At 66.3% G+C, this 24,478-nt stretch carries 33 protein-coding genes; all 33 read right to left on the bottom strand.

Annotation, left to right across the window (positions count from 1 at the left end; translation table 11 throughout):
• Nucleotides 1-11: 11 nt before the first annotated feature.
• The gene (infA, locus tag ABGB01_RS11120; RefSeq protein WP_030451477.1) at nt 12-233 is read right to left on the bottom strand and encodes a translation initiation factor IF-1; all 222 of its coding nucleotides are present in this window, start codon (nt 231-233) and stop codon (nt 12-14) included.
• Between the two features lie 344 nt (nt 234-577).
• A complete protein-coding gene (locus ABGB01_RS11115) occupies nt 578-763 on the bottom strand; it encodes a DUF4236 domain-containing protein (RefSeq protein WP_347646486.1) in 186 nt (61 codons plus the stop codon).
• Nucleotides 764-847: 84 nt separating this feature from the next.
• Nucleotides 848-1,249 carry a VOC family protein gene (locus ABGB01_RS11110; protein ID WP_347772959.1) on the bottom strand — a complete coding sequence of 134 codons (402 nt, stop codon included), beginning with the start codon at nt 1,247-1,249 and terminating at the stop codon, nt 848-850.
• A 94-nt stretch (nt 1,250-1,343) separates the two neighbouring features.
• Complete coding sequence (locus ABGB01_RS11105; protein WP_347772957.1) at nt 1,344-1,769, bottom strand: DUF1707 domain-containing protein; 426 nt, start codon at nt 1,767-1,769, stop codon at nt 1,344-1,346.
• A gap of 14 nt (nt 1,770-1,783) precedes the next feature.
• A complete protein-coding gene (gene map / locus ABGB01_RS11100) occupies nt 1,784-2,593 on the bottom strand; it encodes a type I methionyl aminopeptidase (protein WP_347772955.1) in 810 nt (269 codons plus the stop codon).
• 112 nt (nt 2,594-2,705) lie between these two features.
• Nucleotides 2,706-3,356 (bottom strand): adenylate kinase, encoded by a 651-nt coding sequence (locus ABGB01_RS11095; protein ID WP_347772953.1) that lies wholly within the window; start codon nt 3,354-3,356, stop codon nt 2,706-2,708.
• Nucleotides 3,356-4,660: a preprotein translocase subunit SecY gene (gene secY / locus ABGB01_RS11090; RefSeq protein ID WP_347772951.1), complete on the bottom strand. Its 1,305-nt coding sequence runs from the start codon at nt 4,658-4,660 to the stop codon at nt 3,356-3,358. Before secY ends, ABGB01_RS11095 begins: the two co-directional genes overlap by 1 nt.
• Before the next feature lie 169 nt (nt 4,661-4,829).
• Entirely contained in the window at nt 4,830-5,297 is a 468-nt protein-coding gene (gene rplO / locus ABGB01_RS11085) for a 50S ribosomal protein L15 (protein WP_132509680.1), read from the bottom strand.
• Between the two features lies 1 nt (nt 5,298).
• Nucleotides 5,299-5,481, bottom strand: coding sequence for a 50S ribosomal protein L30 (gene rpmD, locus ABGB01_RS11080; RefSeq protein ID WP_080043226.1), 183 nt, complete (start codon nt 5,479-5,481; stop codon nt 5,299-5,301).
• A gap of 2 nt (nt 5,482-5,483) precedes the next feature.
• On the bottom strand, nt 5,484-6,113 hold the full coding sequence (gene rpsE / locus ABGB01_RS11075; RefSeq protein ID WP_347772948.1) for a 30S ribosomal protein S5: 630 nt from the start codon (nt 6,111-6,113) through the stop codon (nt 5,484-5,486).
• Between the two features lie 49 nt (nt 6,114-6,162).
• A complete protein-coding gene (gene rplR, locus ABGB01_RS11070; protein ID WP_347772946.1) occupies nt 6,163-6,546 on the bottom strand; it encodes a 50S ribosomal protein L18 in 384 nt (127 codons plus the stop codon).
• A gap of 2 nt (nt 6,547-6,548) precedes the next feature.
• Entirely contained in the window at nt 6,549-7,091 is a 543-nt protein-coding gene (gene rplF / locus ABGB01_RS11065) for a 50S ribosomal protein L6 (RefSeq protein ID WP_347616787.1), read from the bottom strand.
• 16 nt (nt 7,092-7,107) lie between these two features.
• Nucleotides 7,108-7,506: a 30S ribosomal protein S8 gene (rpsH, locus tag ABGB01_RS11060; protein WP_132509675.1), complete on the bottom strand. Its 399-nt coding sequence runs from the start codon at nt 7,504-7,506 to the stop codon at nt 7,108-7,110.
• A 208-nt stretch (nt 7,507-7,714) separates the two neighbouring features.
• On the bottom strand, nt 7,715-7,900 hold the full coding sequence (locus tag ABGB01_RS11055; RefSeq protein ID WP_132337023.1) for a type Z 30S ribosomal protein S14: 186 nt from the start codon (nt 7,898-7,900) through the stop codon (nt 7,715-7,717).
• A gap of 2 nt (nt 7,901-7,902) precedes the next feature.
• On the bottom strand, nt 7,903-8,478 hold the full coding sequence (gene rplE / locus ABGB01_RS11050) for a 50S ribosomal protein L5 (RefSeq protein WP_132509674.1): 576 nt from the start codon (nt 8,476-8,478) through the stop codon (nt 7,903-7,905).
• Nucleotides 8,478-8,783, bottom strand: a complete 306-nt coding sequence (rplX, locus tag ABGB01_RS11045) for a 50S ribosomal protein L24 (protein WP_347617702.1) — start codon at nt 8,781-8,783, stop codon at nt 8,478-8,480. The genes rplE and rplX overlap by 1 nt, the downstream gene beginning before the upstream one ends.
• 8 nt (nt 8,784-8,791) lie before the next feature.
• Nucleotides 8,792-9,163: a 50S ribosomal protein L14 gene (gene rplN, locus ABGB01_RS11040; RefSeq protein ID WP_347616788.1), complete on the bottom strand. Its 372-nt coding sequence runs from the start codon at nt 9,161-9,163 to the stop codon at nt 8,792-8,794.
• Between the two features lie 324 nt (nt 9,164-9,487).
• On the bottom strand, nt 9,488-9,781 hold the full coding sequence (gene rpsQ, locus ABGB01_RS11035; protein ID WP_132509671.1) for a 30S ribosomal protein S17: 294 nt from the start codon (nt 9,779-9,781) through the stop codon (nt 9,488-9,490).
• Nucleotides 9,774-10,010 (bottom strand): 50S ribosomal protein L29, encoded by a 237-nt coding sequence (gene rpmC / locus ABGB01_RS11030; protein WP_132337013.1) that lies wholly within the window; start codon nt 10,008-10,010, stop codon nt 9,774-9,776. Before rpmC ends, rpsQ begins: the two co-directional genes overlap by 8 nt.
• 82 nt (nt 10,011-10,092) lie before the next feature.
• The gene (gene rplP, locus ABGB01_RS11025; protein ID WP_347616789.1) at nt 10,093-10,512 is read right to left on the bottom strand and encodes a 50S ribosomal protein L16; all 420 of its coding nucleotides are present in this window, start codon (nt 10,510-10,512) and stop codon (nt 10,093-10,095) included.
• Between the two features lie 2 nt (nt 10,513-10,514).
• A complete protein-coding gene (rpsC, locus tag ABGB01_RS11020) occupies nt 10,515-11,372 on the bottom strand; it encodes a 30S ribosomal protein S3 (protein WP_132599487.1) in 858 nt (285 codons plus the stop codon).
• Nucleotides 11,372-11,725, bottom strand: coding sequence for a 50S ribosomal protein L22 (rplV, locus tag ABGB01_RS11015; protein ID WP_132599484.1), 354 nt, complete (start codon nt 11,723-11,725; stop codon nt 11,372-11,374). The genes rpsC and rplV overlap by 1 nt, the downstream gene beginning before the upstream one ends.
• A 24-nt stretch (nt 11,726-11,749) precedes the next feature.
• Nucleotides 11,750-12,028 (bottom strand): 30S ribosomal protein S19, encoded by a 279-nt coding sequence (gene rpsS, locus ABGB01_RS11010; RefSeq protein WP_090930455.1) that lies wholly within the window; start codon nt 12,026-12,028, stop codon nt 11,750-11,752.
• A gap of 11 nt (nt 12,029-12,039) precedes the next feature.
• On the bottom strand, nt 12,040-12,876 hold the full coding sequence (rplB, locus tag ABGB01_RS11005; protein ID WP_132509668.1) for a 50S ribosomal protein L2: 837 nt from the start codon (nt 12,874-12,876) through the stop codon (nt 12,040-12,042).
• A gap of 131 nt (nt 12,877-13,007) precedes the next feature.
• Entirely contained in the window at nt 13,008-13,310 is a 303-nt protein-coding gene (gene rplW / locus ABGB01_RS11000; RefSeq protein WP_080043238.1) for a 50S ribosomal protein L23, read from the bottom strand.
• Nucleotides 13,310-13,954, bottom strand: a complete 645-nt coding sequence (rplD, locus tag ABGB01_RS10995; RefSeq protein WP_347772940.1) for a 50S ribosomal protein L4 — start codon at nt 13,952-13,954, stop codon at nt 13,310-13,312. Before rplD ends, rplW begins: the two co-directional genes overlap by 1 nt.
• Nucleotides 13,951-14,604: a 50S ribosomal protein L3 gene (gene rplC / locus ABGB01_RS10990; protein ID WP_132336998.1), complete on the bottom strand. Its 654-nt coding sequence runs from the start codon at nt 14,602-14,604 to the stop codon at nt 13,951-13,953. The genes rplD and rplC overlap by 4 nt, the downstream gene beginning before the upstream one ends.
• Before the next feature lie 14 nt (nt 14,605-14,618).
• A complete protein-coding gene (gene rpsJ, locus ABGB01_RS10985; RefSeq protein ID WP_012887830.1) occupies nt 14,619-14,927 on the bottom strand; it encodes a 30S ribosomal protein S10 in 309 nt (102 codons plus the stop codon).
• A 255-nt stretch (nt 14,928-15,182) separates the two neighbouring features.
• Nucleotides 15,183-16,376: an elongation factor Tu gene (tuf, locus tag ABGB01_RS10980; RefSeq protein ID WP_347772938.1), complete on the bottom strand. Its 1,194-nt coding sequence runs from the start codon at nt 16,374-16,376 to the stop codon at nt 15,183-15,185.
• A 219-nt stretch (nt 16,377-16,595) separates the two neighbouring features.
• The gene (fusA, locus tag ABGB01_RS10975) at nt 16,596-18,695 is read right to left on the bottom strand and encodes an elongation factor G (protein WP_347772936.1); all 2,100 of its coding nucleotides are present in this window, start codon (nt 18,693-18,695) and stop codon (nt 16,596-16,598) included.
• A gap of 189 nt (nt 18,696-18,884) precedes the next feature.
• Nucleotides 18,885-19,355 carry a 30S ribosomal protein S7 gene (rpsG, locus tag ABGB01_RS10970; protein WP_020542314.1) on the bottom strand — a complete coding sequence of 157 codons (471 nt, stop codon included), beginning with the start codon at nt 19,353-19,355 and terminating at the stop codon, nt 18,885-18,887.
• Nucleotides 19,355-19,729 (bottom strand): 30S ribosomal protein S12, encoded by a 375-nt coding sequence (gene rpsL / locus ABGB01_RS10965; protein ID WP_043623420.1) that lies wholly within the window; start codon nt 19,727-19,729, stop codon nt 19,355-19,357. Before rpsL ends, rpsG begins: the two co-directional genes overlap by 1 nt.
• Nucleotides 19,730-20,446: 717 nt before the next feature.
• Nucleotides 20,447-24,322 (bottom strand): DNA-directed RNA polymerase subunit beta', encoded by a 3,876-nt coding sequence (locus tag ABGB01_RS10960; protein WP_347772933.1) that lies wholly within the window; start codon nt 24,320-24,322, stop codon nt 20,447-20,449.
• Nucleotides 24,323-24,478: the final 156 nt, after the last annotated feature.

Here is a 24,478-nt window from a genome sequence, read left to right as displayed (position 1 = left end):
CCTCAGACGTCTTACTTGTATCGGTAGACGATCCGCCCACGAGTCAGGTCGTAGGGGCTCAGTTCAACAACAACCCGGTCGTCCGGCAGAATCCGGATGTAGTGCATCCGCATCCGTCCGCTGATGTGGGCCAGGACCTTATGGCCGTTGTCGAGCTGCACCCGGAACATGGCGTTCGGGAGCGACTCGACCACAGTGCCCTCGATCTCGATGGCGCCGTCTTTCTTGGCCAAAATTCCTCGCGTTTCACTGATCGATCGTCTGAGGCTCCGGTTCACTAAGCAGCCGCGACCTCACGCTTCGAAGAGAGCGGCGATCGGCAAAGACCGCCGACGCGTGTAGGTCATAGTGAGCCGATTTAGGAGTGTACGACACCTGAGCCCAGAACGCGAAATGCGTGCCAGGTGTCCTGACACAACCATCTGCCAGTGTACCCCACGTTTGCCGCGCCCGAGCCCGCCTAGCCGGAGCCGCACGCGCTCCGCCCATCTCGCGAACGGTTTGAGCAGGCCCGCCCGAATACGCAGGGGATCGGGCCGGAGGCTCGGCGCCTCCGGCCCGTCCGTATCCCCACTCATCAGCGAGTGCTGCGGGTCTTGCGCCAGTGGAAGCCGCCGGGCAGGTTGACCGAGACCGTACGGCGTCCGTCGGCCGTGCGGGTCACCCGGAACAGCCGGTTGCCCCAGCTGTGCCCCACCCCGCGGCGGGACAGGTTCAGCCGGAACGGCCCGAACTTGATCGACTTTCGATAGCTCCATCCCATGTCGCTTGCCTCCAAAGTGCGGGAGGTCTTCCAGCTACCCAATCAAAAGCGACATATCGGGTTTGGTAACAGTCTGTTTGCTCTTCAGAGGTAGAGACAGAAAGGATGCCCGTCCGGATCCAGCATCACGCGCACGTCCGCCTGCGGTTGGTACGCCGCCTCGACCGCCCCGCAGGCCAGCGCCCATTCCACGGCCGTGGGCAGGTCGTCGACCTTGATGTCGAGGTGCTGGGAGGCGTTCTGGGCTCCAGGCTCGCTCGGCCACACCGGGCGGACGTAGGAGCGCTCGTACTCGAAGCCCACCGCCGGGCCGCTTCCGCCCGCCGGCGGCCGGAGCAGTAGCCAAGCCGCGTGCTCGGGCTCATCGGGGCCGGGCCCCTCCTCCTCGACCACCTCGTACTCGAGCAGCCGGGCGTAGAAGCGGGCGAGCTCGCGCGGCTTCGACGTGCCGACGGTCACGGAGGTCAGCTGAAGGCGAGGCGGCATGTCAGGCTTTCCTTACGGTGGAGGCAACCAGCCAGCCGCATCGTACTTCCCAGCGCCTGGGGCCCGCCACGCCCGATCTTGCCGACGCTGGGCCCTATTCCGTCTTGGGTTTGGAGGCGCCGAAGATGGTGCTCATGAGCAGGACCACTCCCCACGGGCCCATGACCCACAGCGGCCACGGATAGACCAGGTCACTCGAGGTGATGCTCACGATGAGCCAGATCACCCAGTTGATGCCGCTGGCCACGGCCCACGTCTGCCAGGCCGCCACCAGGCCGGGATGCGCGCTCTTCTTGACGGACTTGGATTCGACCTTGGCCGGGCGGTTGCGCAGGTCGACGTCGGGCAGGTCGGAGGTCAGCCGGGCCAGCTCGCCGTACGTCTTGGTCTGGTAGAGCTGCTCGAGCCGCTCGTTGAACTCCTCCATCGTGAGGCGGCCCTGCGCCGTGTGCTCGCGCAGGATGGCGGCCACCCGGTCGCGGTCGGCGTCGGACGCTCGCATCTCGGGGCTCTTCGCCATCCCACCACTCCCGGTCAGAATCCCAGCTGGGTCAGGCGCTCTTTGCCCCCATCTAGGGCGGTAAGCACCCAAGGACCATTATGTGTCACCGCGACGCTGTGTTCGAAGTGCGCGGACTGCTTGCCATCGACGGTCACCACGGTCCAGTCGTCGGACAGCACACGGGTGCGGTCGGTGCCCAGGTTGACCATGGGCTCGATGGCCAGACACATGCCCTCTTCGAGCGCCGGGCCCCGGCCGGGCTTGCCGTGGTTGGCGATCCACGGGTCCATGTGCATCTCGGTGCCGATGCCGTGGCCGCCGTACTCCTGGGGGATGCCGTAGCGGCCCTGCGACCTGACGTACCGCTCGACCTCGTAGCCGATGTCCGACAGGTGGCGGCCGACGGTCAGCGCGCCGATGCCGCGCCACATGGCCTCCTCCGTGACACGCATCAGCTCCGTCAGCTTGGGGTCGACCTCGCCGATCGGCACCGTCACGGCCGAGTCGCCGTGCCAGCCCTCGAGGATCGCGCCGCAGTCGATCGAGATGACGTCGCCCTCGCGCAGCTTGCGGGCGTTCGTCGGGATGCCGTGGACCACTTCCTCGTTGACCGACGCGCAGATCGTCGCGGGGAAACCCTGGTATCCCTTGAACGACGGGATCGCGCCCTCGTCCCTGATCGCCTTCTCGGCGATCACGTCGAGGTCCAGGGGTGTCATGCCGGGCTCGACAGAGCGCCAGAGCAGGTCGAGCGTGCGACCCACCACCAGGCCCGCCGCCCGCATCTTCTCGAGCTGCTCGGCCGACTTGATCTGGATTCCGTGCCGGTTGCGCTTGAACATGTACTGCCCCCCTGGGTCTCAACGGGCCACCTGGGAGCCCAATTCCCCCACAATAGCCGCGAGGTGGCACGGAATCCCGTGCCACCTCGCCCAAATCGGTTGATAGTGGAACTCAGCCCATATACGGCCTGATCGCGTCCATGGCTCGCTGCGTGACCTCTTCGACCGGGCCCGTGGCGTCCACACCGACCAGGATGCCCTCGTCCGCGTAGTAGGAGACCAGAGGCGCCGTCTGCTCCTGATAGACCTCCAGGCGGTGCCTGACGGTCTCCTCTTTGTCGTCGTCACGCTGGAACAACGCGCCCCCGCACGCGTCGCACTTGTCGTCCTTCTTGTCGTCGAACTCGACGTGCCAGATGCGGCCGCACTGGCTGCAGGTGCGCCGGCCGGCCAGCCGCCTGACCACCTCGTCGTCGTCCACGACGAGCTCGAGAACGAGGTCCAGCGCCTGGCCCCAGTCTTTGAGCATGTCGCGCAGGATCTCGGCCTGCGCGACGTTCCTCGGAAACCCGTCGAGCAAGAAGCCGTCCTGCGCGTCGTCCTCGGACAGCCGGTCACGCACCATGGCGATGGTGACCTCGTCGGGCACCAGGTCCCCGCGGTCCATGTACGTCTTGGCCAGCTTGCCGAGGTCCGTGCCCCCCGAGACGTTGGCACGGAAAATGTCACCTGTCGAGATCTTCGGGATGGACAGGTTGGATGCGATGTACTGGGCCTGTGTCCCCTTACCCGCTCCGGGGGGCCCGACCAGAACGAGACGCACTACCTCAGGAAACCTTCGTAGTTACGCTGCTGCAGCTGGCTCTCGATCTGCTTCACCGTGTCAAGGCCGACGCCTACCATGATCAGAATGCTCGTCCCTCCGAACGGGAAGTTCTGGCTCGCACCGGCAATCGCCAGCGCGACGATCGGGACCATGGAGATCAGACCCAGATAGAGCGCGCCGGGCGCGGTCAGACGGGTGAGCACGAAGTTCAGGTATTCAGCCGTCGGACGGCCGGGGCGGATGCCCGGAATGAAACCACCGTACTTCTTCATGTTGTCGGCGACTTCAGTGGGGTTGAACGTGATGGACACGTAGAAGTAGGTGAAGAAAACGATCAACAGGAAGAACGTGGCCATGTAGATCGGCGTGTCGCCCGTCGCGAGGTTCTGCGAGATCCACTGGATGACCACGTTGTCGCTGGTCTGGAACAGCGACGTGAGCAGCTGCGGCAGATAGAGCAGCGAGGACGCGAAGATGACCGGGATGATGCCGGCCTGGTTGACCTTGAGCGGGATGTAGGTGGACGTGCCGCCGTACATCCTGCGGCCGACCATCCGCTTGGCGTACTGGACCGGGATGCGCCGCTGCCCCTGCTCGACGAAGACCACCGCGGCGATCATGAAGACGCCGACCACCATGACGATCGCGAAGGTGAACTTGTTGGCCTGGAAGATGTTGGCGAGCTCGGAGGGGAAGACCGCCACGATCTGGGTGAAGATCAGGATGGACATGCCGTTGCCGACGCCGCGGTCGGTGATGAGCTCACCGAGCCACATGATCACTGAGGTGCCGGCCGTCATGATCACGACCATCGTGACGATGCCGAAGATGTTGTCCGGGTCGAGCAGGACGTCCTGCTGACAGTTGGGGAACAACTGGCCGGTGCGCGCCAGCGCGATGAAGGCGGTCGACTGCAGGACGGCGAGCCCGATGGTCAGATAACGCGTGTACTGCGTGATCTTCGTCTGACCGGCCTGGCCTTCCTTCTTGAGCGCCTCGAGGCGCGGGATCACCACGACGAGCAGCTGCAGAATGATGCTCGCGGTGATATAAGGCATGATGCCCAGCGCGAACACCGACAACTTCAGGAGCGCGCCGCCGCTGAACAGCTGCACCATCCCGTAGATGTTGCCGGTTTCTCCACTGCGCGCCTGGTCGAAACAGGCGGCGAGGTTCTCGACGTGGACTCCCGGAGTCGGAAGAACCGAGCCGAGACGGAACAGCGCGATGATGCCCAGGGTGAAGAGCAACTTCTTGCGCAGGTCCGGTGTCCGGAACGCCCGGGTAAACGCGGTCAGCACGGTCCCTCCTGCGCGCCTTTACGGCGGTGTGAGTATGCGATGGTGCGGGGATCTGCCATCTGAAAGTCTCAGGTCAAACGAGCCGGACAGAATCCTGCCGTCTGGCGAACTCTAACGCACTACGGGCGTGGGGGCCCATTGTCAAAGCCCCCACGCCACGTAATAGCTCTTACAGCTCGGTAACGGAACCACCGGCTGCGGCGATCTTCTCCTTCGCGGACGACGAGAAGGCGTGGGCCTGCACGTTGACCGCGACCGAGATCTCGCCGGTGCCGAGCACCTTCACCAGCTGGTTCTTGCGAACGGCGCCCTTGGCGACCAGCGCCTCGACGGTGACCTCGCCACCCTCGGGGAACAGCTCGCCGAGCCTGTCCAGGTTGACGACCTGGTAGGTCGTCTTGAACAGCGCGTTGGAGAAGCCCTTGAGCTTCGGCAGACGCCGCTGCAGCGGCACCTGGCCACCCTCGAAACCGAGGGGGACCGTCGTGCGGGCGTGGCTGCCCTTCGTGCCCCGACCGGCCGTCTTGCCCTTGGACGCCTCGCCGCGACCCTTGCGGGTCTTGGCCTTGTTGGCACCAGGGGCAGGACGCAGGTCGTGGATCTTGAGCGGAGCAGCGTTGTTGGAGCTGTCAGTCACGTCAATCGACCTCTTCCACCTCGACGAGGTGCGTCACCACGGAGACCATCCCGCGAATTTCGGGGCGGTCCTCCTTGACGACGACGTCGCCGATTCGCTTCAGGCCAAGCGAACGCAGCGAGTCACGCTGGTTCTGCTTGCCACCGATCTTCGAGCGAACCTGAGTGATCTTCAGGCGTGCCACGACTAGCTCACCGCCTTGGTGGCCGCGGCCTCGGCGAGGCCCTCACGCTGCGCCTTGAGCATGCGGGCCGGGGCCACGTCCTCGATCGGCAGGCCACGGCGGGCAGCGATCTCCTCGGGGCGCGAGAGGCCCTTCAGAGCCGCCACGGTGGCGTGCACGATGTTGATCGGGTTGTCCGAGCCGAGCGACTTGGACAGCACGTCGTGGATGCCGGCGCACTCCAGGACCGCACGCACCGGGCCACCGGCGATGACGCCGGTACCGGCCGAGGCCGGACGGAGGAAGACGACGCCAGCCGCCTCCTCGCCCTGCACGGTGTGCGGGATGGTGCCCTGGATCCGAGGCACCTTGAAGAAGTGCTTCTTGGCCTCTTCGACACCCTTGGCGATGGCCGCGGGCACTTCCTTGGCCTTGCCGTAGCCGACGCCGACCATGCCGTTGCCGTCGCCGACGACGACGAGGGCGGTGAAGCTGAAGCGACGACCACCCTTCACGACCTTGGCCACTCGGTTGATCTTCACTACGCGCTCGATGTACGAGACGCCCTTGTCGGCGGCGCCACCGCGGCGATCGTCACGACGGTCCCGCCGCTCGCCACCGGTGCCGCCACCGCGACGCGGAGCTGCAGCCATCAGTGGTTCCTCATCTCAGTTGCCATTAGTTGCGATCCCCGGGCCCTCATCAGAACTCGAGCCCGCTCTCGCGCGCGCTGTCGGCCAGCGCCGCGATCCGACCCGCATACCGGTTGCCACCGCGGTCGAAGACGACCTTGGTGATCCCGGCGTCCTTGGCCCGCTGAGCGAGGAGCTCGCCGACCTTCTTGGCCTTCTCGGTCTTGTCCGCCTCCAGCGAGCGCAGCGAGACGTCCATGGTGGACGCGCTCACCAGCGTGTGGCCGACGGTGTCGTCCACGATCTGGACGAACATGTGACGGGTCGAGCGGTTGACGACCAGGCGCGGACGCTCGCTCGTGCCGACGACGTACTTGCGGACGCGGCGGTGACGGCGGGCCCGCGAGACCGTGCGGGCAGCCGTGTGCTTGCTGAACGCAGTCTTCGGAGCCATGCCTACTTACCAGCCTTTCCGACCTTGCGGCGGATCTGTTCGCCCTGGTAGCGCACGCCCTTGCCCTTGTACGGGTCAGGCTTGCGCAACTTGCGGATGTTGGCCGCGACCTCGCCCACCTTCTGCTTGTCGATGCCGTCCACGTGGAACAGGGTCGGCTTCTCGACGCGGAAGGAGACGCCATCGGGGGCGTCGACGATGACCGGGTGACTGAAGCCCAGGGAGAACTCCAGTTGCGTCGGGCCCTTGGCCTGGACGCGGTAACCGACCCCGACGATCTCAAGGCTCTTGGAGTAGCCCTGGGTGACGCCCTGCACCATGTTGGCGATGAGCGTCCTGGACAGGCCGTGCAGCGCACGGACCTTGTTCTCGTCACTGGGCCGGGAGACGGCGATGCTGCCGTCCTCGTCACGAGCGACCGCGATGGGCTCGGCGACCGTGTGAGTGAGCGTGCCCTTCGGGCCCTTGACCTGGACATCCTGGCCGTTGATCGTGATGTCTACGCCGCTCGGCACAGGGATGGGCAGCCGTCCGATTCGTGACATGCTGTGTTCCTCCCCTCTACCAGACGTAGGCGAGGACTTCCCCGCCCACACCACGCTTGCCGGCCTGCTTGTCGGTCATGAGGCCGGCGGACGTCGAGATGATCGCGACGCCCAGCCCCCCCAGGACCCGAGGCAGGTTGTCCTTCTTCGCATAAACCCGCAGACCGGGCTTGGAAACCCGGCGCAGGCCCGCGAGCGACCGCTCACGGGTAGGCCCGAACTTGAGCTCCACCACGAGGTTCTTGCCCACCTTGGCGTCTTCGACGGTCCAAGCCTGGATGTAACCCTCCTGCTGGAGGATCTCGGCGATGTGCGCCTTGATCTTCGAGTACGGCATCGCCACGCTCTCGTGGTACGCCGAATTCGCATTGCGCAGACGTGTGAGCATGTCTGCGATCGGGTCGGTCATCGTCATGGCCAGTGGCCTTCCTCGCCGCGGTTTCCAGTCGGCCAAGCAGCACCCGTGACCCGGGGCTCTCTGCCGGTGGACCTTCGGCGTGGTCATGGACATTCCCGTGAGGGAACATCCTGGTCTTCTTCGGAAATATGGGAGGCGGGCGGTCACCCGCGGGCGGCACGAAGGCCGCCCACAGGTTATCCGACGGAAAATCCGCTCGTCGGGACTACCAGCTCGACTTGGTGATGCCGGGCAGCTCGCCCCGGTGCGCCATCTCGCGGAAGCACACGCGGCACAGCCCGAACTTGCGGTAGACGGCGCGCGGCCGGCCACAGCGCGAGCAACGAGTGTACGCCCGGACCTGGAACTTCGGCTTGCGCCCTGCCTTGGCGATCAGCGACTTCTTCGCCATGATCAGGCCTCCTTGAAGGGGAACCCGAGGAGCTTCAGCAGCGCCCGGCCCTGGTCGTCGTTCTTCGCGGTGGTCACGATCGTGATGTCCATGCCCCGCGGCCGGTCGACCTTGTCCTGGTCGACCTCGTGGAACATGACCTGCTCGGTCAGACCGAACGTGTAGTTGCCGTTGCCGTCGAACTGCTTCGGCGACAGGCCGCGGAAGTCCCTGATGCGCGGCAGCGCGAGGGACAGCAGCCGGTCGAGGAACTCCCACATGCGGTCGCCGCGCAGCGTGACGTGCGCGCCGATCGGCATGCCCTCGCGCAGCTTGAACTGCGCGATCGACTTGCGCGCCCGGACGACGGCCGGCTTCTGGCCGGTGATCACGGTGAGGTCGCGGACGGCGCCTTCGATGAGCTTGGAGTCACGAGCCGCCTCACCGACACCCATGTTGACCTTGATCTTGGTCAGGCCCGGGATCTGCATGACGTTCTCGATGCCGAACTGCTCGCGAAGCTGGGCCGCGATCTCCTCGCGGTACTTCGTCTTCAGTCGTGGCGTCGGGCGCTCTGTCTCAGTGGTCGTGGCAGTCATCAGCTGTCCTCACCCGTCTCGTCGGCCTTGGCCTCGGACTTCTCCTCGGCGGGCTTCTTGTCGGCGGGCTTGTCGTCCTTGAGCTTCTTCACGTTGCTCACGTGGATGGAAGCCTCCATGGTCTGCACGCCGCCGGTCTTGGCGCCGCGCGGGCCCTGGTGGGTCTCCTTGGTGTGCTTCTTGATCATGTTGACGCCCTCGACCACCACGCGGTCCTCGCGCGGGAAGGTGGCGATGACATGACCCTTGGCACCCTTGTCCTTGCCGGCGATGACCTGGACCAGGTCACCCTTCTTCACATGCAGCTTCGGCATTACAGCACCTCCGGGGCGAGCGAGATGATGCGCATGAACTTCTTGTCGCGCAGCTCGCGGCCGACCGGGCCGAAGATACGGGTGCCACGAGGGTCGCCGCTTTCCCTGATGATGACGGCGGCGTTCTCGTCGAACCGGATGTAGGAGCCGTCGGGCCGGCGGCGCTCCTTGACCGTGCGGACGATCACGGCCCGGACCACGTCGCCCTTCTTGACGCCCGTGCTGCCGGGCAGCGCGTCCTTGACAGTGGCGACGATGATGTCGCCGATACCGGCGTAGCGTCGGCCCGAGCCACCGAGAACACGGATGCAGAGGATCTCCTTGGCACCCGTGTTGTCGGCGACCTTGAGCCGCGACTCCTGCTGGATCACTTTCACTCCTGTTAGTCGCGCCGGTTCTCACGCGGGGGCGCCGCCCCCCGCGATCCCCAGATGGTGCTCCGCACGCTCTCCATGGAAGTCGCGGGAAGAAATCCCGTGACCACCGGATCGTGCTTCGCACGCCCATCACGAGGCCGCGGAAGCGAGCTTCCGCGTGAGCCTGGCGGAACCTGCTGTTGTCTTGTTCCTCCGGCCACAGCCCTCCGTGGAGGGCCGCACCGCAGGCGACGCGAGGCCTGGCGGCCCCGCGTCCTTGGACGCCGTCATGGGGGCCACGAGAGCCCCCACGAGGCGCGGTATATCCGAGAAGGAGTGTTACTTCGCCTTCTCGAGGATCTCCACGACCCTCCACCGCTTGGTGGCGGAGAGGGGGCGGGTCTCCATGAGCAGCACGCGGTCGCCCACGCCACAGGCGTTGGCCTCATCGTGTGCCTTGTACTTCGTCGTACGGCGGATGACCTTGCCGTACAGGCGGTGCTTGACGCGGTCCTCGACGGCGACGACGACGGTCTTGTCCATCTTGTCGCTGACGACGAGGCCCTCACGGACCTTGCGGAAGTGCCGCGCGTCCTTCGTTTCCGTGGTCTCAGTGGTCTCGGTCTCAGCCATCGCTCGTCTCCTTCTCGACCGTGACGATGCCGAGCTCGCGCTCGCGCATCACGGTGTAGATACGGGCGATCTCGCGGCGGACGGCCCGCAGCCGCCCGTGGCTCTCCAACTGACCGGTAGCCGACTGGAAACGAAGGTTGAACAGCTCTTCCTTCGCCTCCTTCAGCTTCTGGACGAGGGTCTCCTCGTCCTCGAGCCGCAGCTCTCCGGCGGTCAGGCCCTTAGCCATCACGCCTCACCCACTTCACGCTTTACGCTCTTGCATGTTGAGTAAGCGCAGCATCGGCAGCTTGTGGTTCGCGAAGCGAACATCAGGCCTCACCCACTTCACGCTTAACGATCTTGCACTTCATAGGCAGCTTGTGGATCGCACGCTGAAGCGCCTCGCGAGCGACCGACTCCGTCACGCCCGACAGCTCGAACATCACGCGTCCGGGCTTGACGTTGGCCACCCACCACTCCGGCGAGCCCTTACCGGAACCCATGCGGGTCTCGGCCGGCTTCTTCGTGAGCGGACGGTCGGGGTAGATGTTGATCCACACCTTGCCGCCACGGCGGATGTGACGGGTCATGGCGATACGGGCGGACTCGATCTGGCGGTTGGTCACGTAGGAGTGCTCAATCGCCTGGATGCCGAACTCGCCGAACACGACCCTCGTGCCGCCCTTGGCGGCGCCGCTGCGGTCGGGCCGGTGCTGCTTGCGGTGCTTGACCCTGCGCGGGATCAGCATGGTCAGCTCCCTTCAGCACCCGGCTGCGCAGCCGGGCCGGTCTCGGGAGTCCCCTGGGCGGGTGCCGCTTGGGACTCGGTGCGGGGGGCGCGGTCACGGTCGCCACGACCACCGCCACGACGCGGACGGTCACCGCCACCACGGCGCGGACGGTCGCCGCCACCACGACGGTCGTCACGGTCACGACGCTGGCCGGCACGAGCGCCTGCGGCGGCCGCCTCGCGCTCAGCGCGGCTCGTCGGAGCCTCGCCCTTGTAGATCCAGACCTTCACGCCGATGCGGCCGAAGGTCGTACGGGCCTCGTAGAAGCCGTAGTCGATGTCCGCGCGGAGGGTGTGCAGCGGCACGCGGCCCTCGCGGTAGAACTCCGACCGCGACATCTCGGCGCCGCCCAGACGGCCGGAGCACTGGACACGGATGCCCTTGGCGCCGGACTTCATGGCCGACTGCATCGCCTTGCGCATGGCACGGCGGAACGAGACACGGCTCGACAGCTGCTCGGCGACGCCCTGCGCGACGAGCTGGGCGTCGATCTCCGGGTTCTTGACCTCGAGAATGTTGAGCTGGACCTGCTTCTTGGTCAGCTTCTCCAGGTCGCCGCGGATGCGGTCCGCCTCGGCTCCGCGCCGGCCGATCACGATGCCGGGCCGCGCGGTGTGGATGTCCACCTGCACGCGGTCGGTGGTGCGCTCGATCTCCACCTTGGAGATGCCGGCCCGCTCCATGCCCTTCTGCAGCATGCGGCGGATCGACACGTCCTCGGCGACGTACGACTTGTACAGCTTGTCGGCGTACCACCGGCTCTTGAAGTCGGTCGTGATGCCGAGGCGGAACCCGTGCGGGTTAACCTTCTGGCCCACTATCGGGTCCTTCCCTTCGGCTCGCGGGACTCCACGATCACGGTGATGTGGCTCGTCCGCTTGTTGATCCGATAGGCACGACCCTGTGCGCGCGGACGGAACCGCTTCAGCGTCGGGCCCTCGTCGACCCACGCGCGGCTCACGACGAGCGTGCTGGGGTCGAGATCGAAGTTGTGCTCAGCGTTGGCCATGGCGCTGCTGAGCACCTTGAAGATCGGCTCGCTCGCCGACTGGGGAGCGAACTGCAGCACGGCCTGCGCCTCCGAAGCGGGCAGCCCGCGAATAAGGTCCACCACGCGGCGGGCCTTTAGGGGCGTGACACGGACGAACCGCGCCTGAGCCCTGGCTTCCATCGCTTTCTCCTACTTCCGGGACGCTTACCGCCGACTGCGGCGGTCTTCCTTGACGTGGCTGCGGAACGTACGCGTGGGAGCGAACTCTCCGAGCTTGTGACCGATCATCGACTCGGTGATGAACACCGGGACGTGCTTGCGGCCGTCGTGTACGGCGATCGTGTGCCCGAGCATGTCGGGAACGATCATGGAGCGCCGCGACCACGTCTTGATGACGTTCTTGCTGCCCTTCTCGTTCTGGGCGTCCACCTTCTTCTGAAGGTGGTCGTCCACGAAGGGACCCTTCTTTAGGCTACGTGGCATTTCGGCTGCTCCTACCGCTTCTTCCTCTTGCTCCGCCGACGGATGATCAGCCGGTCGCTGGCCTTGTTGGCCTGGCGGGTGCGGCCCTCGGGCTTGCCCTTCGGGTTCACCGGGTGGCGACCACCGGAGGTCTTGCCCTCACCACCACCGTGCGGGTGGTCGACCGGGTTCATGGCGACACCGCGAACGGTGGGGCGCTTGCCCTTCCATCGCATACGGCCGGCCTTGCCCCAGTTGATGTTGGCCTGCTCGGCGTTGCCCACCTGGCCCACCGAGGCCCGGCAGCGCACGTCGACCATGCGCATCTCGCCGGACGGCATACGCAGCGTGGCGTACTGACCTTCCTTGGCGAGCAGCTGGATCTGGGCGCCCGCGGAACGGCCCAGCTTGGCGCCACCACCCGGACGGAGCTCCACCGCGTGGATGAAGGTACCGGTCGGGATGTTGCGCAGCGGCAGGCAGTTGCCCGGCTTGATGTCGGCCGAGGGCCCGTTCTCGATGCGGTCGCCCTGCTTGAGGCCGGTCGGCGCGATGATGTAGCGCTTCTCGCCATCGGCGTAGTGGAGCAGAGCGATATTGGCGGTGCGGTTGGGATCGTACTCGATGTGAGCGACCTTGGCCGGAATGCCGTCCTTGTCATGCCTACGGAAGTCGATGATCCGGTAGGCGCGCTTGTGACCGCCGCCCTGGTGGCGAGCGGTGACCCGGCCGTGTACGTTGCGGCCGCCCTTACTGTGAAGGGGCGCAAGCAACGACTTCTCGGGCGTGCTGCGGGTGATCTCGGAGAAGTCCGAGACACTCGACCCGCGGCGACCCGGGGTCGTCGGCTTGTACTTACGGATGCCCATCTTTTTCGTTCATCCTTCGTCGGAATCCAGAATCCAGAGGGTTCTGGATCATTCAATCGTGCAAAGCCCCCAAAGACTTTGCCGCCCGAAGGCGACACGGGGGGAATGCGGGGGGCCAAGCCCCCCGCAGGTCAGCCGATCTGACCGAAGATGTCGATCCGATCGCCTTCGACCAGGCTCACGATCGCGCGCTTGGTGTCGGGACGCTTGCCATAACCGGTGCGGGTGCGCTTGCGCTTGCCCTGCCGGTTGATGGTGTTCACGCTGGTGACCTTGACCCCGAAGATCTGCTCAACGGCGATCTTGACCTGAGTCTTGTTCGCGGTCTTCTTCACCAGGAACGTGTACTTGTTGTTCTCGTCGATCAGGCCGTAGCTCTTCTCAGAGACCACCGGCTTGATGATGATGTCGCGCGGGTCGGCGATCTTCTCCATCAGGCGTCTTCCTTCCCGCCACTCAGCCGCGCCACGACCTGGTCGTACGCCTCCTGGGTGAAGACCACGTCGTCGTGCACGAGCACGTCGTAGGTGTTGAGCTGCCCGGCGTCCAGCAGGTGGACCTCGGGAGCGTTGCGCAGGCTCAGCCAGGTCAGCTCGTCGTTCTCGTCGACCACGACGAGGACGCGGGGAGCCTGGGTGATCTTGCGCAGGGCGTCCAGGGCGGCCTTGGTCTTGGGCGTCTCGCCCGAGACCAGCGAGCTGACCACGTGCACGCGGCCACCACCGGCCCGGTCGGACAGGGCGCCACGCAGCGCGGCGGCCTTCATCTTCTTGGGCGTGCGCTGCGAGTAGTCGCGCGGCACCGGTCCGTGGACGATGCCACCGCCGGCGAACTGCGGAGCGCGGGTCGAACCCTGGCGGGCCCGGCCGGTGCCCTTCTGGCGGTACGGCTTCTTGCCGCCGCCGGAGACCTCGCCACGGGTCTTGGCCTTGTGGGTGCCCTGCCGGCGAGCGGCGAGCTGGGCCACGACCACCTGGTGGATCAGCGGAACGTTGACCTTGGCGCCGAAGATGTCTTCGGGCAGGTCGACCGTGCCGGCCTTGGCACCGCTGGCGTCGAGGACGTCAATGCTTGTCACTTCGCAGCCCCCTTCTTGGCAGCGGTGCGGACGAGGACGAGGCTTCCGTTGGCGCCGGGGATCGCACCCTTGATCAGGATGAGACCCTTCTCGGCGTCCACGGAGTGAACCTTCAGGCTCTGCACAGTGGTGCGGACGTTACCCATCCGGCCAGCCATGCGCAGACCCTTGAAAACGCGGCCCGGGGTGGCGCAGCCACCGATGGAACCCGGCGAACGGTGCTTGCGCTGCGTACCGTGCGACGCGCCCAGACCACCGAAGCCGTGCCGCTTCATGACACCGGCGAAGCCCTTGCCCTTGCTCTTGCCCGTCACGTCGACGAACTGGCCCGCTTCGAAGGTGTCGGCCAGCAGCTCCTGGCCCAGGGTGTAGTCGTTCGCGTCGTCGGTGCGGATCTCCGCGAAGTAACGGCGCGGGGTGATGTCGTGCTTACGCAGGTAGTCGCCGAGCGGCTTGTTGACCTTCCGTGGGTCGACCTGCCCGAAGCCGAGCTGGACGGCGGAGTAGCCGTCCTTCTCCGGAGTGCGGACGCGGGTCACCACGCACGGACCGGCCTCGACCACGGTCACCGGCACCATCCGGTTGTCCGCGTCGAAGACCTGGGTCATGCCGAGCTTCTTGCCCAGGACGCCCTTGATCGTCTTAGCCATGTCAGTGCGTTCCCTCAGAGCTTGATCGAAATGTCGACACCCGCGGGGAGGTCGAGTCGCATGAGCGAGTCGACCGTCTTGGGGGTCGGGTCGATGATGTCAATCAGCCGCTTGTGCGTGCGCATCTCGAAGTGCTCGCGGCTGTCCTTGTACTTGTGCGGCGAGCGGATGACGCAGTACACGTTCTTCTCGGTCGGCAGCGGCACCGGGCCTGCGACCTTCGCGCCAGTCCGCGTCACCGTCTCGACGATCTTCTTGGCCGAGCTGTCGATGACCTCGTGGTCATAGGCCTTAAGCCGGATGCGGATCTTCTGTCCCGCCATAGTGGCCTCGGTGTCCTTCGCTGTCGTCTGGAAAAGTATCGTGCGGCCTTGTGCCGCTTCCTTCACTGCAGGTCAGGACCTGCGTGACCCCACGAGGCAGACGAGTCGATCTGCCTTTTTCTTCCGTGATCCGGCAGTGACTTCGGTCACTGGGCCGAAGCTACTGCTGGATCACGGCGCTTTTTGCGCGGAGTCTGCGACGTGGCGCGGCGGTCGGTCCCGAATCCGGGGCCGACCGCCGCCCCAGCGGTCAAGCTACTTGATGACCTTGACGACCCGACCGGCGCCGACGGTGCGGCCACCCTCACGGATCGCGAACTTGAGGCCTTCCTCCATGGCGATGGGCTGGATCAGCTCAACGCGCATCTCGGTGTTGTCGCCCGGCATGACCATCTCGGTGCCCTCGGGGAGGTTCACCACACCGGTCACGTCAGTCGTACGGAAGTAGAACTGCGGACGGTAGTTGTTGAAGAACGGCGTGTGGCGGCCGCCCTCGTCCTTGGACAGGATGTAGACCTGGCCGGTGAACTCGGTGTGCGGGGTGGTCGTGCCCGGCTTGATGATGCACTGGCCGCGCTCGACGTCGTCGCGCTTGATGCCGCGGAGCAGCAGCGCGGCGTTGTCGCCGGCGTGACCCTCGTCGAGCATCTTGTTGAACATCTCGATGCTGGTGACGGTGGTGGTCGTCTTCTCCGGCTTGATGCCGACGATGTCGACCTGCTCGTTGACCTTGACGATGCCGCGCTCGATACGGCCGGTGACGACCGTGCCGCGGCCGGTGATCGAGAAGACGTCCTCGACCGGCATGAGGAACGGCTTGTCCGTCTCACGCGGGGGCTCGGGGACGTTCTCGTCGACCGCGTTCATCAGCTCGACGATGCTGTCGGCCCACTTCTCGTCGCCCTCGAGAGCCTTGAGCGCGGAGACGCGGACGACGGGCAGGTCGTCGCCGGGGAACTCCTGAGCGGAGAGAAGCTCACGAACCTCGAGCTCGACCAGCTCCAGGATCTCCTCGTCGTCGACCATGTCGGACTTGTTGAGGGCCACGACGATGTAGGGGACGCCGACCTGGCGGGCCAGGAGGACGTGCTCCTTCGTCTGCGGCATCGGGCCGTCGGTGGCGGCGACCACGAGGATGGCGCCGTCCATCTGAGCGGCACCGGTGATCATGTTCTTGACGTAGTCGGCGTGACCCGGGCAGTCAACGTGCGCGTAGTGACGCTTCTCCGTCTGGTACTCGACGTGCGCGATCGAGATCGTGATGCCGCGAGCCTTCTCCTCCGGCGCCTTGTCGATCTTGTCGAACGGCGTCGCGGCGTTCAGCTCGGGGTAACGGTCGTGGAGCACCTTGGTGATCGCCGCGGTCAGTGTGGTCTTACCGTGGTCGATATGCCCAATGGTGCCGATGTTCATGTGCGGCTTGTTCCGCTCGAACTTGGCCTTGCCCACTGGTTCTCTCCTTGAGAATCTGACTGACTTTCGTCTGCACACTTGGGCCCGGGAACTCCCGAACCCCTTGGCGGCGGGGTGGCTCTCACCACCCTGCCAGGGACCAGGACGCAGTTCCTGGATCGGCCCCCGGAGGGACCGGCCCAGGAACTGTTCGCCCCGGGCCCCTCGGCAGCGGGGCGACGATCTCCGCCGCCTCAACCGCCTCGGGACCAGGGGTTATTCGCCCCGGGCCTTCGCGACGATCTCCTTGGCGATGCCCGGGGGCACCTCCGCGTAGGAGTCGAACTGCATGCTGTAGCTCGCGCGCCCCTGCGTCTTGCTACGCAGGTCACCCACGTAGCCGAACATCTCAGACAGCGGCACGAGCGCCTCGACGACACGGGCGCCGGCCCGCTCGTCCATCGCCTGGATCTGCCCGCGGCGACCGTTGAGGTCACCGATGACGTCACCCATGTAGTCCTCGGGCGTGGTGACCTCGACGGCCATCATCGGCTCGAGAAGCACGGCGTCCGCCTTGCGCGCGGCCTCCTTGAAGGCCATGGATCCGGCGATCTTGAAGGCCATCTCCGAGGAGTCGACGTCGTGGGCGGCGCCGTCGGTCAGCGTAACCTTCACGCCGACCATCGGGTAACCGGCCAGCACGCCGAACTCGGCGGCCTCCTGGGCGCCGGCGTCGACCGACGGGATGTACTCCCTCGGGACGCGGCCACCGGTGACCTTGTTCTCGAACTCGTAGCCGTCGTTGCCTTCGCCCAGCGGCTCGAGGTTGATGATCACCCGCGCGAACTGACCGGAACCACCGGTCTGCTTCTTGTGGGTGTAGTCGACCTTCTCGATCTTGCGGCGGATGGTCTCGCGGTAGGCCACCTGCGGGCGGCCCACGTTGGCCTCGACCTTGAACTCGCGCCGCATGCGGTCGACAAGCACCTCCAGGTGCAGCTCGCCCATGCCCCAGATGACCGTCTGACCGGTCTCCTCGTCACGGCGGACCTGGAAGGACGGGTCCTCCTCGGCCAGCCGCTGGATGGCGGTGGACAGCTTCTCCTGGTCGCCCTTGGTCTTGGGCTCGATGGCGACGTTGATGACCGGAGCCGGGAACGTCATCGACTCGAGCACGACCTGGTTCGCCGGGTCGGACAGGGTGTCGCCGGTCGTGGTGTCCTTCAGACCCATGACCGCGACGATCTGGCCGGCGATCGCCGACGGGCGCTCCTCGCGCTTGTTGGCGTGCATCTGGTAGATCTTGCCGATCCGCTCCTTCTTGCCCTTCACAGAGTTGACGACCTGTGAACCGGCCTCGAGCGTGCCCGAGTAGATGCGGAGGTAGGTGATCTTGCCCAGGTGCGGGTCGCTGGCGATCTTGAAGGCCAGGGCCGAGAACGGCTCGGTCGGGTCCGCGTGCCGCTCGATGACCTTCTCCTCGTTGCCGACCGCGTGGCCACTGAAGGCCGGGATGTCGGTCGGGGCGGGGAGGTAGGCGACGATCGCGTCGAGCAGGGGCTGCACGCCCTTGTTCTTGAACGCGGTGCCACACAGGACCGGGTTGATGGCGCTCGACAGCGTCGCGCGGCGCAGGGCCGCGACCAGCTGCTCCTCGGTGGGCTCGGTGCCCTCGAGGAAGAGCTCCATCAGCTCGTCGTCGTTCTCGGCGACGGTCTCGACCAGCTTGTCGCGCCACTCACGGGCGGCCTCGGCGTGGTCGGCCGGGATGTCGACGGTGTCGTACATCTCGCCCTTGGCCGCCTCGGCGCTCCAGATGAGGGCCTTCATCGTGATGAGGTCGATGACGCCCTTGAAGTCGGCCTCAACGCCCCAGGGGAGCTGGATGACGGCCGGGGTGGCGCCCAGACGACTGATCATCATGTCGACGCAGCGGTGGAACTCGGCGCCGACACGGTCCATCTTGTTGACGAAACAGATGCGCGGGACGTTGTAGCGGTCCGCCTGTCGCCACACCGTCTCTGACTGCGGCTCGACACCGGCGACACCGTCGAACACGGCGACGGCGCCGTCGAGGACACGCAGCGAACGCTCCACCTCGATGGTGAAGTCGACGTGCCCAGGGGTGTCAATGATGTTGATGGTGTGACTGAGCCACTCACAGGTCGTCGCGGCGGACGTGATCGTGATGCCGCGCTCCTGCTCCTGCTCCATCCAGTCCATCGTGGCTGCGCCCTCGTGGACTTCACCGAGCTTGTAGTTGATGCCGGTGTAGAACAGGATGCGCTCAGTCGTGGTGGTCTTGCCCGCGTCGATATGGGCCATGATCCCGATGTTGCGGACCTTGGCCAGGTCAAGAGCGGTCGTGGTGGCCACTTCTCTCGCGTCCTCTCCTGCGGAGGGCTGGGCCCTCCGCACGCCCCCTACAACTGCTAGGGCCTACGGTCGTTTATCCGCGGGGAAGCAAGCTTCCCCGCCCCCTCAGTTGCAAGGGCCTACGGTTGTCCTTCGGCGAGTCGCCACCAGGGTGACGGCTCCAGGCCGGCAACCAGCGCGCCGCGCTGCCTACCAGCGGTAGTGAGCGAAGGCCTTGTTGGACTCGGCCATCTTGTGCGTGTCCTCGCGCTTCTTGACGCTCGCCCCGAGGCCGTTGCTGGCGTCGAGGAGCTCGTTCATGAGGCGCTCGGTCATGGTCTTCTCGCGGCGGGCGCGGGAGTACTGCACCAGCCAGCGCAGGGCCAGGGTGGTGCTGCGCGCCGCGCGCACCTCGACCGGCACCTGGTAGGTCGCGCCACCGACGCGACGGCTGCGAACCTCGAGGGTGGGCTTGACGTTGTCGAGCGCGCGCTTCAGGGTGACGACCGGGTCGTTGCCCGTCTTCTCCCTGCAGCCCTCGAGGGCGCCGTAGACGATGGACTGCGCGATGGAGCGCTTGCCGTCCAGGAGCACCTTGTTGATCAGTGCGGTCACCAGCGGCGAGCTGTAAACCGGGTCAGCCATGAGCTGACGACGGCCAGGAGAACCCTTACGAGGCATTAGCTCTTCTCCTTCTTCGCGCCGTAGCGGCTACGGGCCTGCTTGCGGTTGCGGACACCCTGGGTGTCGAGCGAACCGCGGATGATCTTGTAGCGAACACCAGGCAGGTCCTTCACACGACCGCCACGCACGAGCACGATGGAGTGCTCCTGCAGGTTGTGACCCACACCGGGGATGTAGGCCGTGACCTCGATGCCGTTCGTGAGCCGAACGCGGGCCACCTTGCGCAGTGCCGAGTTGGGCTTCTTCGGGGTGGTGGTGTAGACGCGCTGGCACACGCCGCGCCGCTGAGGGCTCCCCTTGAGGGCAGGAGTCTTGGTCTTGGCGACCTTGTCCTGCCGGCCCTTGCGGACCAACTGCTGAATAGTGGGCACTGCCACTCCGTTTCGTGCCTTGGCCGGTGTTACGTCAGTTGTGGTGCATGTGCAGGTTCTGCCGGTGTCATGACCTGCTGTCTTTCCCTGTCCCGGTGCCCCCGCGCTCGGGCGTGTCGCGCTATTCACACAGACACGTCCGCGAGGATTACGAGCCAGGAAGCCGTCCTACGCTCGCAATTGAGCGCACGGTCGAGAGCCCGCATAGAGACGGGCACGATGTCCAAGACTACCCAGACCCATGCGACACGTCAAAACGGCGCGACAAGGCGGACAAGCCTTGCCACTCCGGATCGCCGGGGCCTATTTCATCCAGCCCATCTACAGCTCCGCGACCATGATATAGGCCCGCAGACCCTCTCGTCCCCCGGACCGGCGTGTTCGTCCCCGCACGGGGGTCAGGATCAACCCCCTTCCTTCCGGTACGGCGGTGCCGACGTCACCCAGACGCCGTACAGGGCTGGGGACCTCCAGGGAGACGCCCTCTGACCCCGCACGTGGCACAGCACCGCTACGGCGCCCTGTGGGCCGTCTCCGTGGCCAGCCGGGCACCGGCACGCCCCCGCGGGTCGCCCCGCGACGCGCCCCACCTCCACGCCGAGGCCCGGACAACGCAAGGAGCCGGAAACCACCCCGGACACGCGCGGGTGCGAACGCGAAGCGCCCGGGTCTCCTGATCGGAAACCCGGGCGCGTTCAGCTGCCGTTGACTAAGGAATCACCGGTTGTACTGGCCGAAGTCGTATTCCTCCAGCGGCACGGCCTCGCCGCTGCCGGTGCCGAAGGTGTAGTCGGCCGCCGAGCCGTCGTAACCGCCGACGGTGTACATGGCCGCCTTGGCCTCTTCGGTCGGCTCCACCCGGATGTTGCGGTATTGCGGCATGCCGGTGCCCGCAGGGATGAGCTTACCGATGATGACGTTCTCCTTCAGGCCCAGGAGCGAGTCGGACTTGGCGTGGATCGCCGCGTCCGTCAGGACCCTGGTCGTCTCCTGGAAGGAGGCCGCCGACAGCCACGACTCGGTGGCGAGCGACGCCTTCGTGATGCCCATGAGCACCGGACGGCCGGCGGCCGGGGAGCCGCTCTCCGCCACCGTCTCGCGGTTCATCTGCTCGAAGCGCGGACGCTCGACGAGTTCGCCGGGCAGCAGGTCGGTGTCACCGGACTCCAGCACGTTCACGCGCTTGAGCATCTGCCGCACGATGATCTCGATGTGCTTGTCGTGGATCGACACACCCTGCGAGCGGTAGACCTGCTGGACCTCCGCCACCAGGTGCAGCTGCACGGCCCGCGGGCCGAGGATGCGCAGCACCTCGTTGGGGTTGACCGCACCGGCGACCAGCTGCTGACCGACCGTGACACGCTGGCCGTCCTGCACGAGCAGGCGCGAGCGCATCGACACCGGGTAGGCGATCTCCTCCGAGCCGTCGTCGGGGGTGATCACGACCTTTCTGGTCTTGTCGGTCTCGTCGATGCGAGCCCGGCCCTCGGCCTCGGAGATCGGGGCGACACCCTTGGGGATGCGCGCCTCGAACAGCTCCGTGACACGGGGCAGACCGTGGGTGATGTCGGCGCCGGCCACACCACCGGTGTGGAACGTACGCATCGTCAGCTGCGTGCCGGGCTCACCGATCGACTGGGCGGCGATGATGCCGACCGCCTCGCCGACGTCCACGAGCTTGCCGGTGGCCAGCGAGCGGCCGTAGCAGGTCGCGCAGACACCGATCTTGGCCTCGCAGACGAGCGCGCTGCGGGTGCGGACCGTCTCGACGCCCGCCTCGACCAGGGCCGCGACGTGGTTGTCGTTGATGTCGACACCCGCGGGGACGATGACCTTGCCGTCGACCTCGACGTCCTCGGCCAGGATGCGGCCGTGCACGTTGGACTCGGCGTTCTCGGCCTTGGCCAGGTTGCCGGCCGCGTCGCGCTCGCCGACGTGCAGCGGGACGGCGCGGTCGGTGCCGCAGTCGATCTCGCGCACGATGACGTCCTGGGCGACGTCCACCAGACGACGGGTCAGGTAGCCCGAGTCGGCGGTGCGCAGGGCGGTGTCGGCGAGACCCTTCCGCTGGCCGTGGGTGGAGATGAAGTATTCCAGCACCGACAGGCCCTCGCGGAACGAGGCCTTGATCGGCCGCGGGATCGTCTCACCCTTGGTGTTGGACACCAGGCCGCGGATGCCGGCGATCTGCCGGACCTGCATCTTGTTACCGCGGGCGCCGGAGTTGACCATCATCCAGACCGGGTTGGTCGCCGGGAAGGCGGTGACCATGTCGGTCTCGACGTCGGCCGTCGCGTGCGTCCAGATCTCGATGAGCTCCTGACGGCGCTCCTCGTCGGTGATCAGACCGCGCTCGTACTCGCGCTGGACCTTGTCGGCCCGGCGCTCGTAGCTCTCCATGATGTCGGTCTTGTTGGGCGGCGCGACGACGTCCTCGATGGAGATCGTGACGCCGGAGCGCGTCGCCCACCGGAAGCCGGCGTCCTTGAGCGCGTCGAGCGCGTTGGCGACCTCGATCTTGGGGTAGGTCTCCGCCAGCTCGTTCACGATCGTGGACAGCTGCTTCTTGCCGACCTGGAAGTCGACGAACGGGTAGCTGTCGGGCAGCGTCTGGTTGAACAGGCACCGCCCGAACGTCGTCTCCAGCCGGATCGGGTCGCCCTGCTCCCAGCCTTCGGGCGCGACCCAGTCACGCGGCGGCAGGACGTCCTTCAGCCGGATCTGGATCTTCGCCTGGATCTCCAGCTCGCGGCGGTCGAAGGCCATCTGAGCCTCGGCGATCGAGCCGAACACGCGGCCCTCGCCCAGCGCGCCGTCCTTCTGGGTGGTCAGCCAGTAGAGGCCGATGACCATGTCCTGGGTGGGCATCGTCACGGGCTTGCCGTCGGCCGGCTTGAGGATGTTGTTGGTCGAGAGCATCAGGATGCGTGCCTCGGCCTGGGCCTCAGCCGACAGCGGCAGGTGCACGGCCATCTGGTCGCCGTCGAAGTCCGCGTTGAACGCGGTGCAGACGAGCGGGTGGATCTGGATGGCCTTGCCCTCGACCAGCTGCGGCTCGAACGCCTGGATGCCCAGGCGGTGGAGCGTCGGCGCGCGGTTGAGCAGCACGGGGTGCTCGGTGATGACCTCTTCCAGAACGTCCCACACCACGGGACGCGCCCGCTCGACCATGCGCTTGGCCGACTTGATGTTCTGGGCGTGGTTGAGGTCGACCAGCCGCTTCATCACGAACGGCTTGAACAGCTCCAGCGCCATCTGCTTGGGCAGGCCGCACTGGTGCAGCTTGAGCTGCGGGCCGACGACGATGACCGAACGGCCGGAGTAGTCGACGCGCTTGCCCAGCAGGTTCTGGCGGAAACGACCCTGCTTGCCCTTGAGCATGTCGCTCAGGGACTTCAGCGGACGGTTGCCGGGACCGGTGACCGGGCGACCGCGACGGCCGTTGTCGAACAGCGCGTCGACGGCCTCCTGCAGCATCCGCTTCTCGTTGTTCACGATGATCTCGGGCGCGCCGAGGTCGAGCAGACGCTTGAGCCGGTTGTTGCGGTTGATGACCCGGCGGTAGAGGTCGTTGAGGTCGGAGGTCGCGAACCGGCCACCGTCGAGCTGCACCATCGGACGCAGGTCCGGCGGGATGACCGGAATGCAGTCGAGCACCATGCCGCGCGGCGAGTTGGTCGTGTTGAGGAACGCCGACACGACCTTGAGCCGCTTGAGCGCGCGGGCCTTCTTCTGGCCCTTGCCGCTGCGGATGGTCTCGCGCAGGTTTTCGGCCTCGGCGTCGAGGTCGAAGCTGACCAGGCGCTCCTGGATCGCCTGCGCGCCCATGCCGCCCTTGAAGTAGCGGCCGAAGCGGTCGCGCATCTCGCGGTAGAGCAGCTCGTCGCCCTCGAGGTCCTGGACCTTGAGGTTCTTGAAGCGGCTCCAGACCTCGTCGAGCCGGTCGATCTCGCGCTGGGCGCGGTCGCGCAGCTGACGCATCTCGCGCTCGGCGCCCTCACGGACCTTGCGGCGCTGGTCGCCCTTGGCGCCGGCGGCCTCGAGCTCGGCCAGGTCGCTCTCGAGCTTCTTCTGCCTGGTCTCGACGTCGGCGTCGCGGCGCTGCTCGATGTGCTGCCGCTCGACGGAGATCTTCGCCTCCAGCGAGGGCAGGTCACGCTCACGCATCTCGGTGTCGACATGCGTGATCATGTAGGCCGCGAAGTAGATGACCTTCTCCAGGTCCTTCGGGGCCAGGTCGAGCAGGTAGCCGAGGCGCGACGGAACGCCCTTGAAGTACCAGATGTGCGTGACCGGCGCGGCCAGCTCGATGTGGCCCATCCGCTCACGACGCACCTTGGCACGGGTCACCTCGACGCCGCAGCGCTCACAGATGATGCCCTTGAACCGGACGCGCTTGTACTTGCCGCAGTAGCACTCCCAGTCGCGGGTCGGGCCGAAGATCTTCTCGCAGAAGAGTCCGTCCTTTTCCGGCTTGAGCGTGCGGTAGTTGATGGTCTCCGGCTTCTTGACCTCGCCGTGCGACCACTGACGGATGTCGTCGGCCGTCGCCAGCCCGATCCGAAGCTCGTCGAAGAAGTTGACGTCTAGCATTTGTGCGATCTCCCCCTCAGACTTCTTCCACGCTGCTCGGCTCGCGCCGGGACAGGTCGATTCCGAGCTCCTCCGCGGCGCGGAAGACGTCCTCGTCGGTGTCACGCATCTCGATGGACATGCCGTCGCTGGAAAGCACCTCGACGTTCAGGCACA

Source organism: Nonomuraea sp. B5E05 (genome assembly GCF_039880665.1).
Lineage (GTDB): Bacteria > Actinomycetota > Actinomycetes > Streptosporangiales > Streptosporangiaceae > Nonomuraea.
Note: the sequence above shows the minus strand (reverse complement) of the source record. Positions and strands in the feature narration are given on the sequence as shown.

Bases quoted from the DNA above. Each gene is read 5' to 3' on its own strand.
- ABGB01_RS11055 (WP_132337023.1), bottom strand. From the start codon at position 7,900: ATGGCGAAGAAGTCGCTGATCGCCAAGGCAGGGCGCAAGCCGAAGTTC.
- rpsG (WP_020542314.1), bottom strand. From the start codon at position 19,355: ATGCCTCGTAAGGGTTCTCCTGGCCGTCGTCAGCTCATGGCTGACCCG.
- rplW (WP_080043238.1), bottom strand. From the start codon at position 13,310: ATGGAGAAGATCGCCGACCCGCGCGACATCATCATCAAGCCGGTGGTC.
- map (WP_347772955.1), bottom strand. From the start codon at position 2,593: ATGTTCAAGCGCAACCGGCACGGAATCCAGATCAAGTCGGCCGAGCAG.
- rpsJ (WP_012887830.1), bottom strand. From the start codon at position 14,927: ATGGCGGGACAGAAGATCCGCATCCGGCTTAAGGCCTATGACCACGAG.
- rplV (WP_132599484.1), bottom strand. From the start codon at position 11,725: ATGGAAGCCAGGGCTCAGGCGCGGTTCGTCCGTGTCACGCCCCTAAAG.
- rplB (WP_132509668.1), bottom strand. From the start codon at position 12,876: ATGGGCATCCGTAAGTACAAGCCGACGACCCCGGGTCGCCGCGGGTCG.
- rplR (WP_347772946.1), bottom strand. From the start codon at position 6,546: ATGGCTCCGAAGACTGCGTTCAGCAAGCACACGGCTGCCCGCACGGTC.
- rplP (WP_347616789.1), bottom strand. From the start codon at position 10,512: ATGCTGATCCCGCGCAGGGTCAAGCACCGCAAGCAGCACCGGCCCGAC.
- rpmC (WP_132337013.1), bottom strand. From the start codon at position 10,010: ATGGCTAAGGGCCTGACCGCCGGAGAGCTGCGGCTCGAGGACGAGGAG.
- rpsQ (WP_132509671.1), bottom strand. From the start codon at position 9,781: ATGGCTGAGACCGAGACCACTGAGACCACGGAAACGAAGGACGCGCGG.
- rplE (WP_132509674.1), bottom strand. From the start codon at position 8,478: ATGACTGCCACGACCACTGAGACAGAGCGCCCGACGCCACGACTGAAG.
- rpsE (WP_347772948.1), bottom strand. From the start codon at position 6,113: ATGGCTGCAGCTCCGCGTCGCGGTGGCGGCACCGGTGGCGAGCGGCGG.
- rpsS (WP_090930455.1), bottom strand. From the start codon at position 12,028: ATGCCACGTAGCCTAAAGAAGGGTCCCTTCGTGGACGACCACCTTCAG.
- rpsH (WP_132509675.1), bottom strand. From the start codon at position 7,506: ATGACGATGACCGACCCGATCGCAGACATGCTCACACGTCTGCGCAAT.
- ABGB01_RS10960 (WP_347772933.1), bottom strand. From the start codon at position 24,322: ATGCTAGACGTCAACTTCTTCGACGAGCTTCGGATCGGGCTGGCGACG.
- rplC (WP_132336998.1), bottom strand. From the start codon at position 14,604: ATGGCTAAGACGATCAAGGGCGTCCTGGGCAAGAAGCTCGGCATGACC.
- rplF (WP_347616787.1), bottom strand. From the start codon at position 7,091: ATGTCACGAATCGGACGGCTGCCCATCCCTGTGCCGAGCGGCGTAGAC.
- ABGB01_RS11110 (WP_347772959.1), bottom strand. From the start codon at position 1,249: ATGCCGCCTCGCCTTCAGCTGACCTCCGTGACCGTCGGCACGTCGAAG.
- ABGB01_RS11115 (WP_347646486.1), bottom strand. From the start codon at position 763: ATGGGATGGAGCTATCGAAAGTCGATCAAGTTCGGGCCGTTCCGGCTG.
- ABGB01_RS11105 (WP_347772957.1), bottom strand. From the start codon at position 1,769: ATGGCGAAGAGCCCCGAGATGCGAGCGTCCGACGCCGACCGCGACCGG.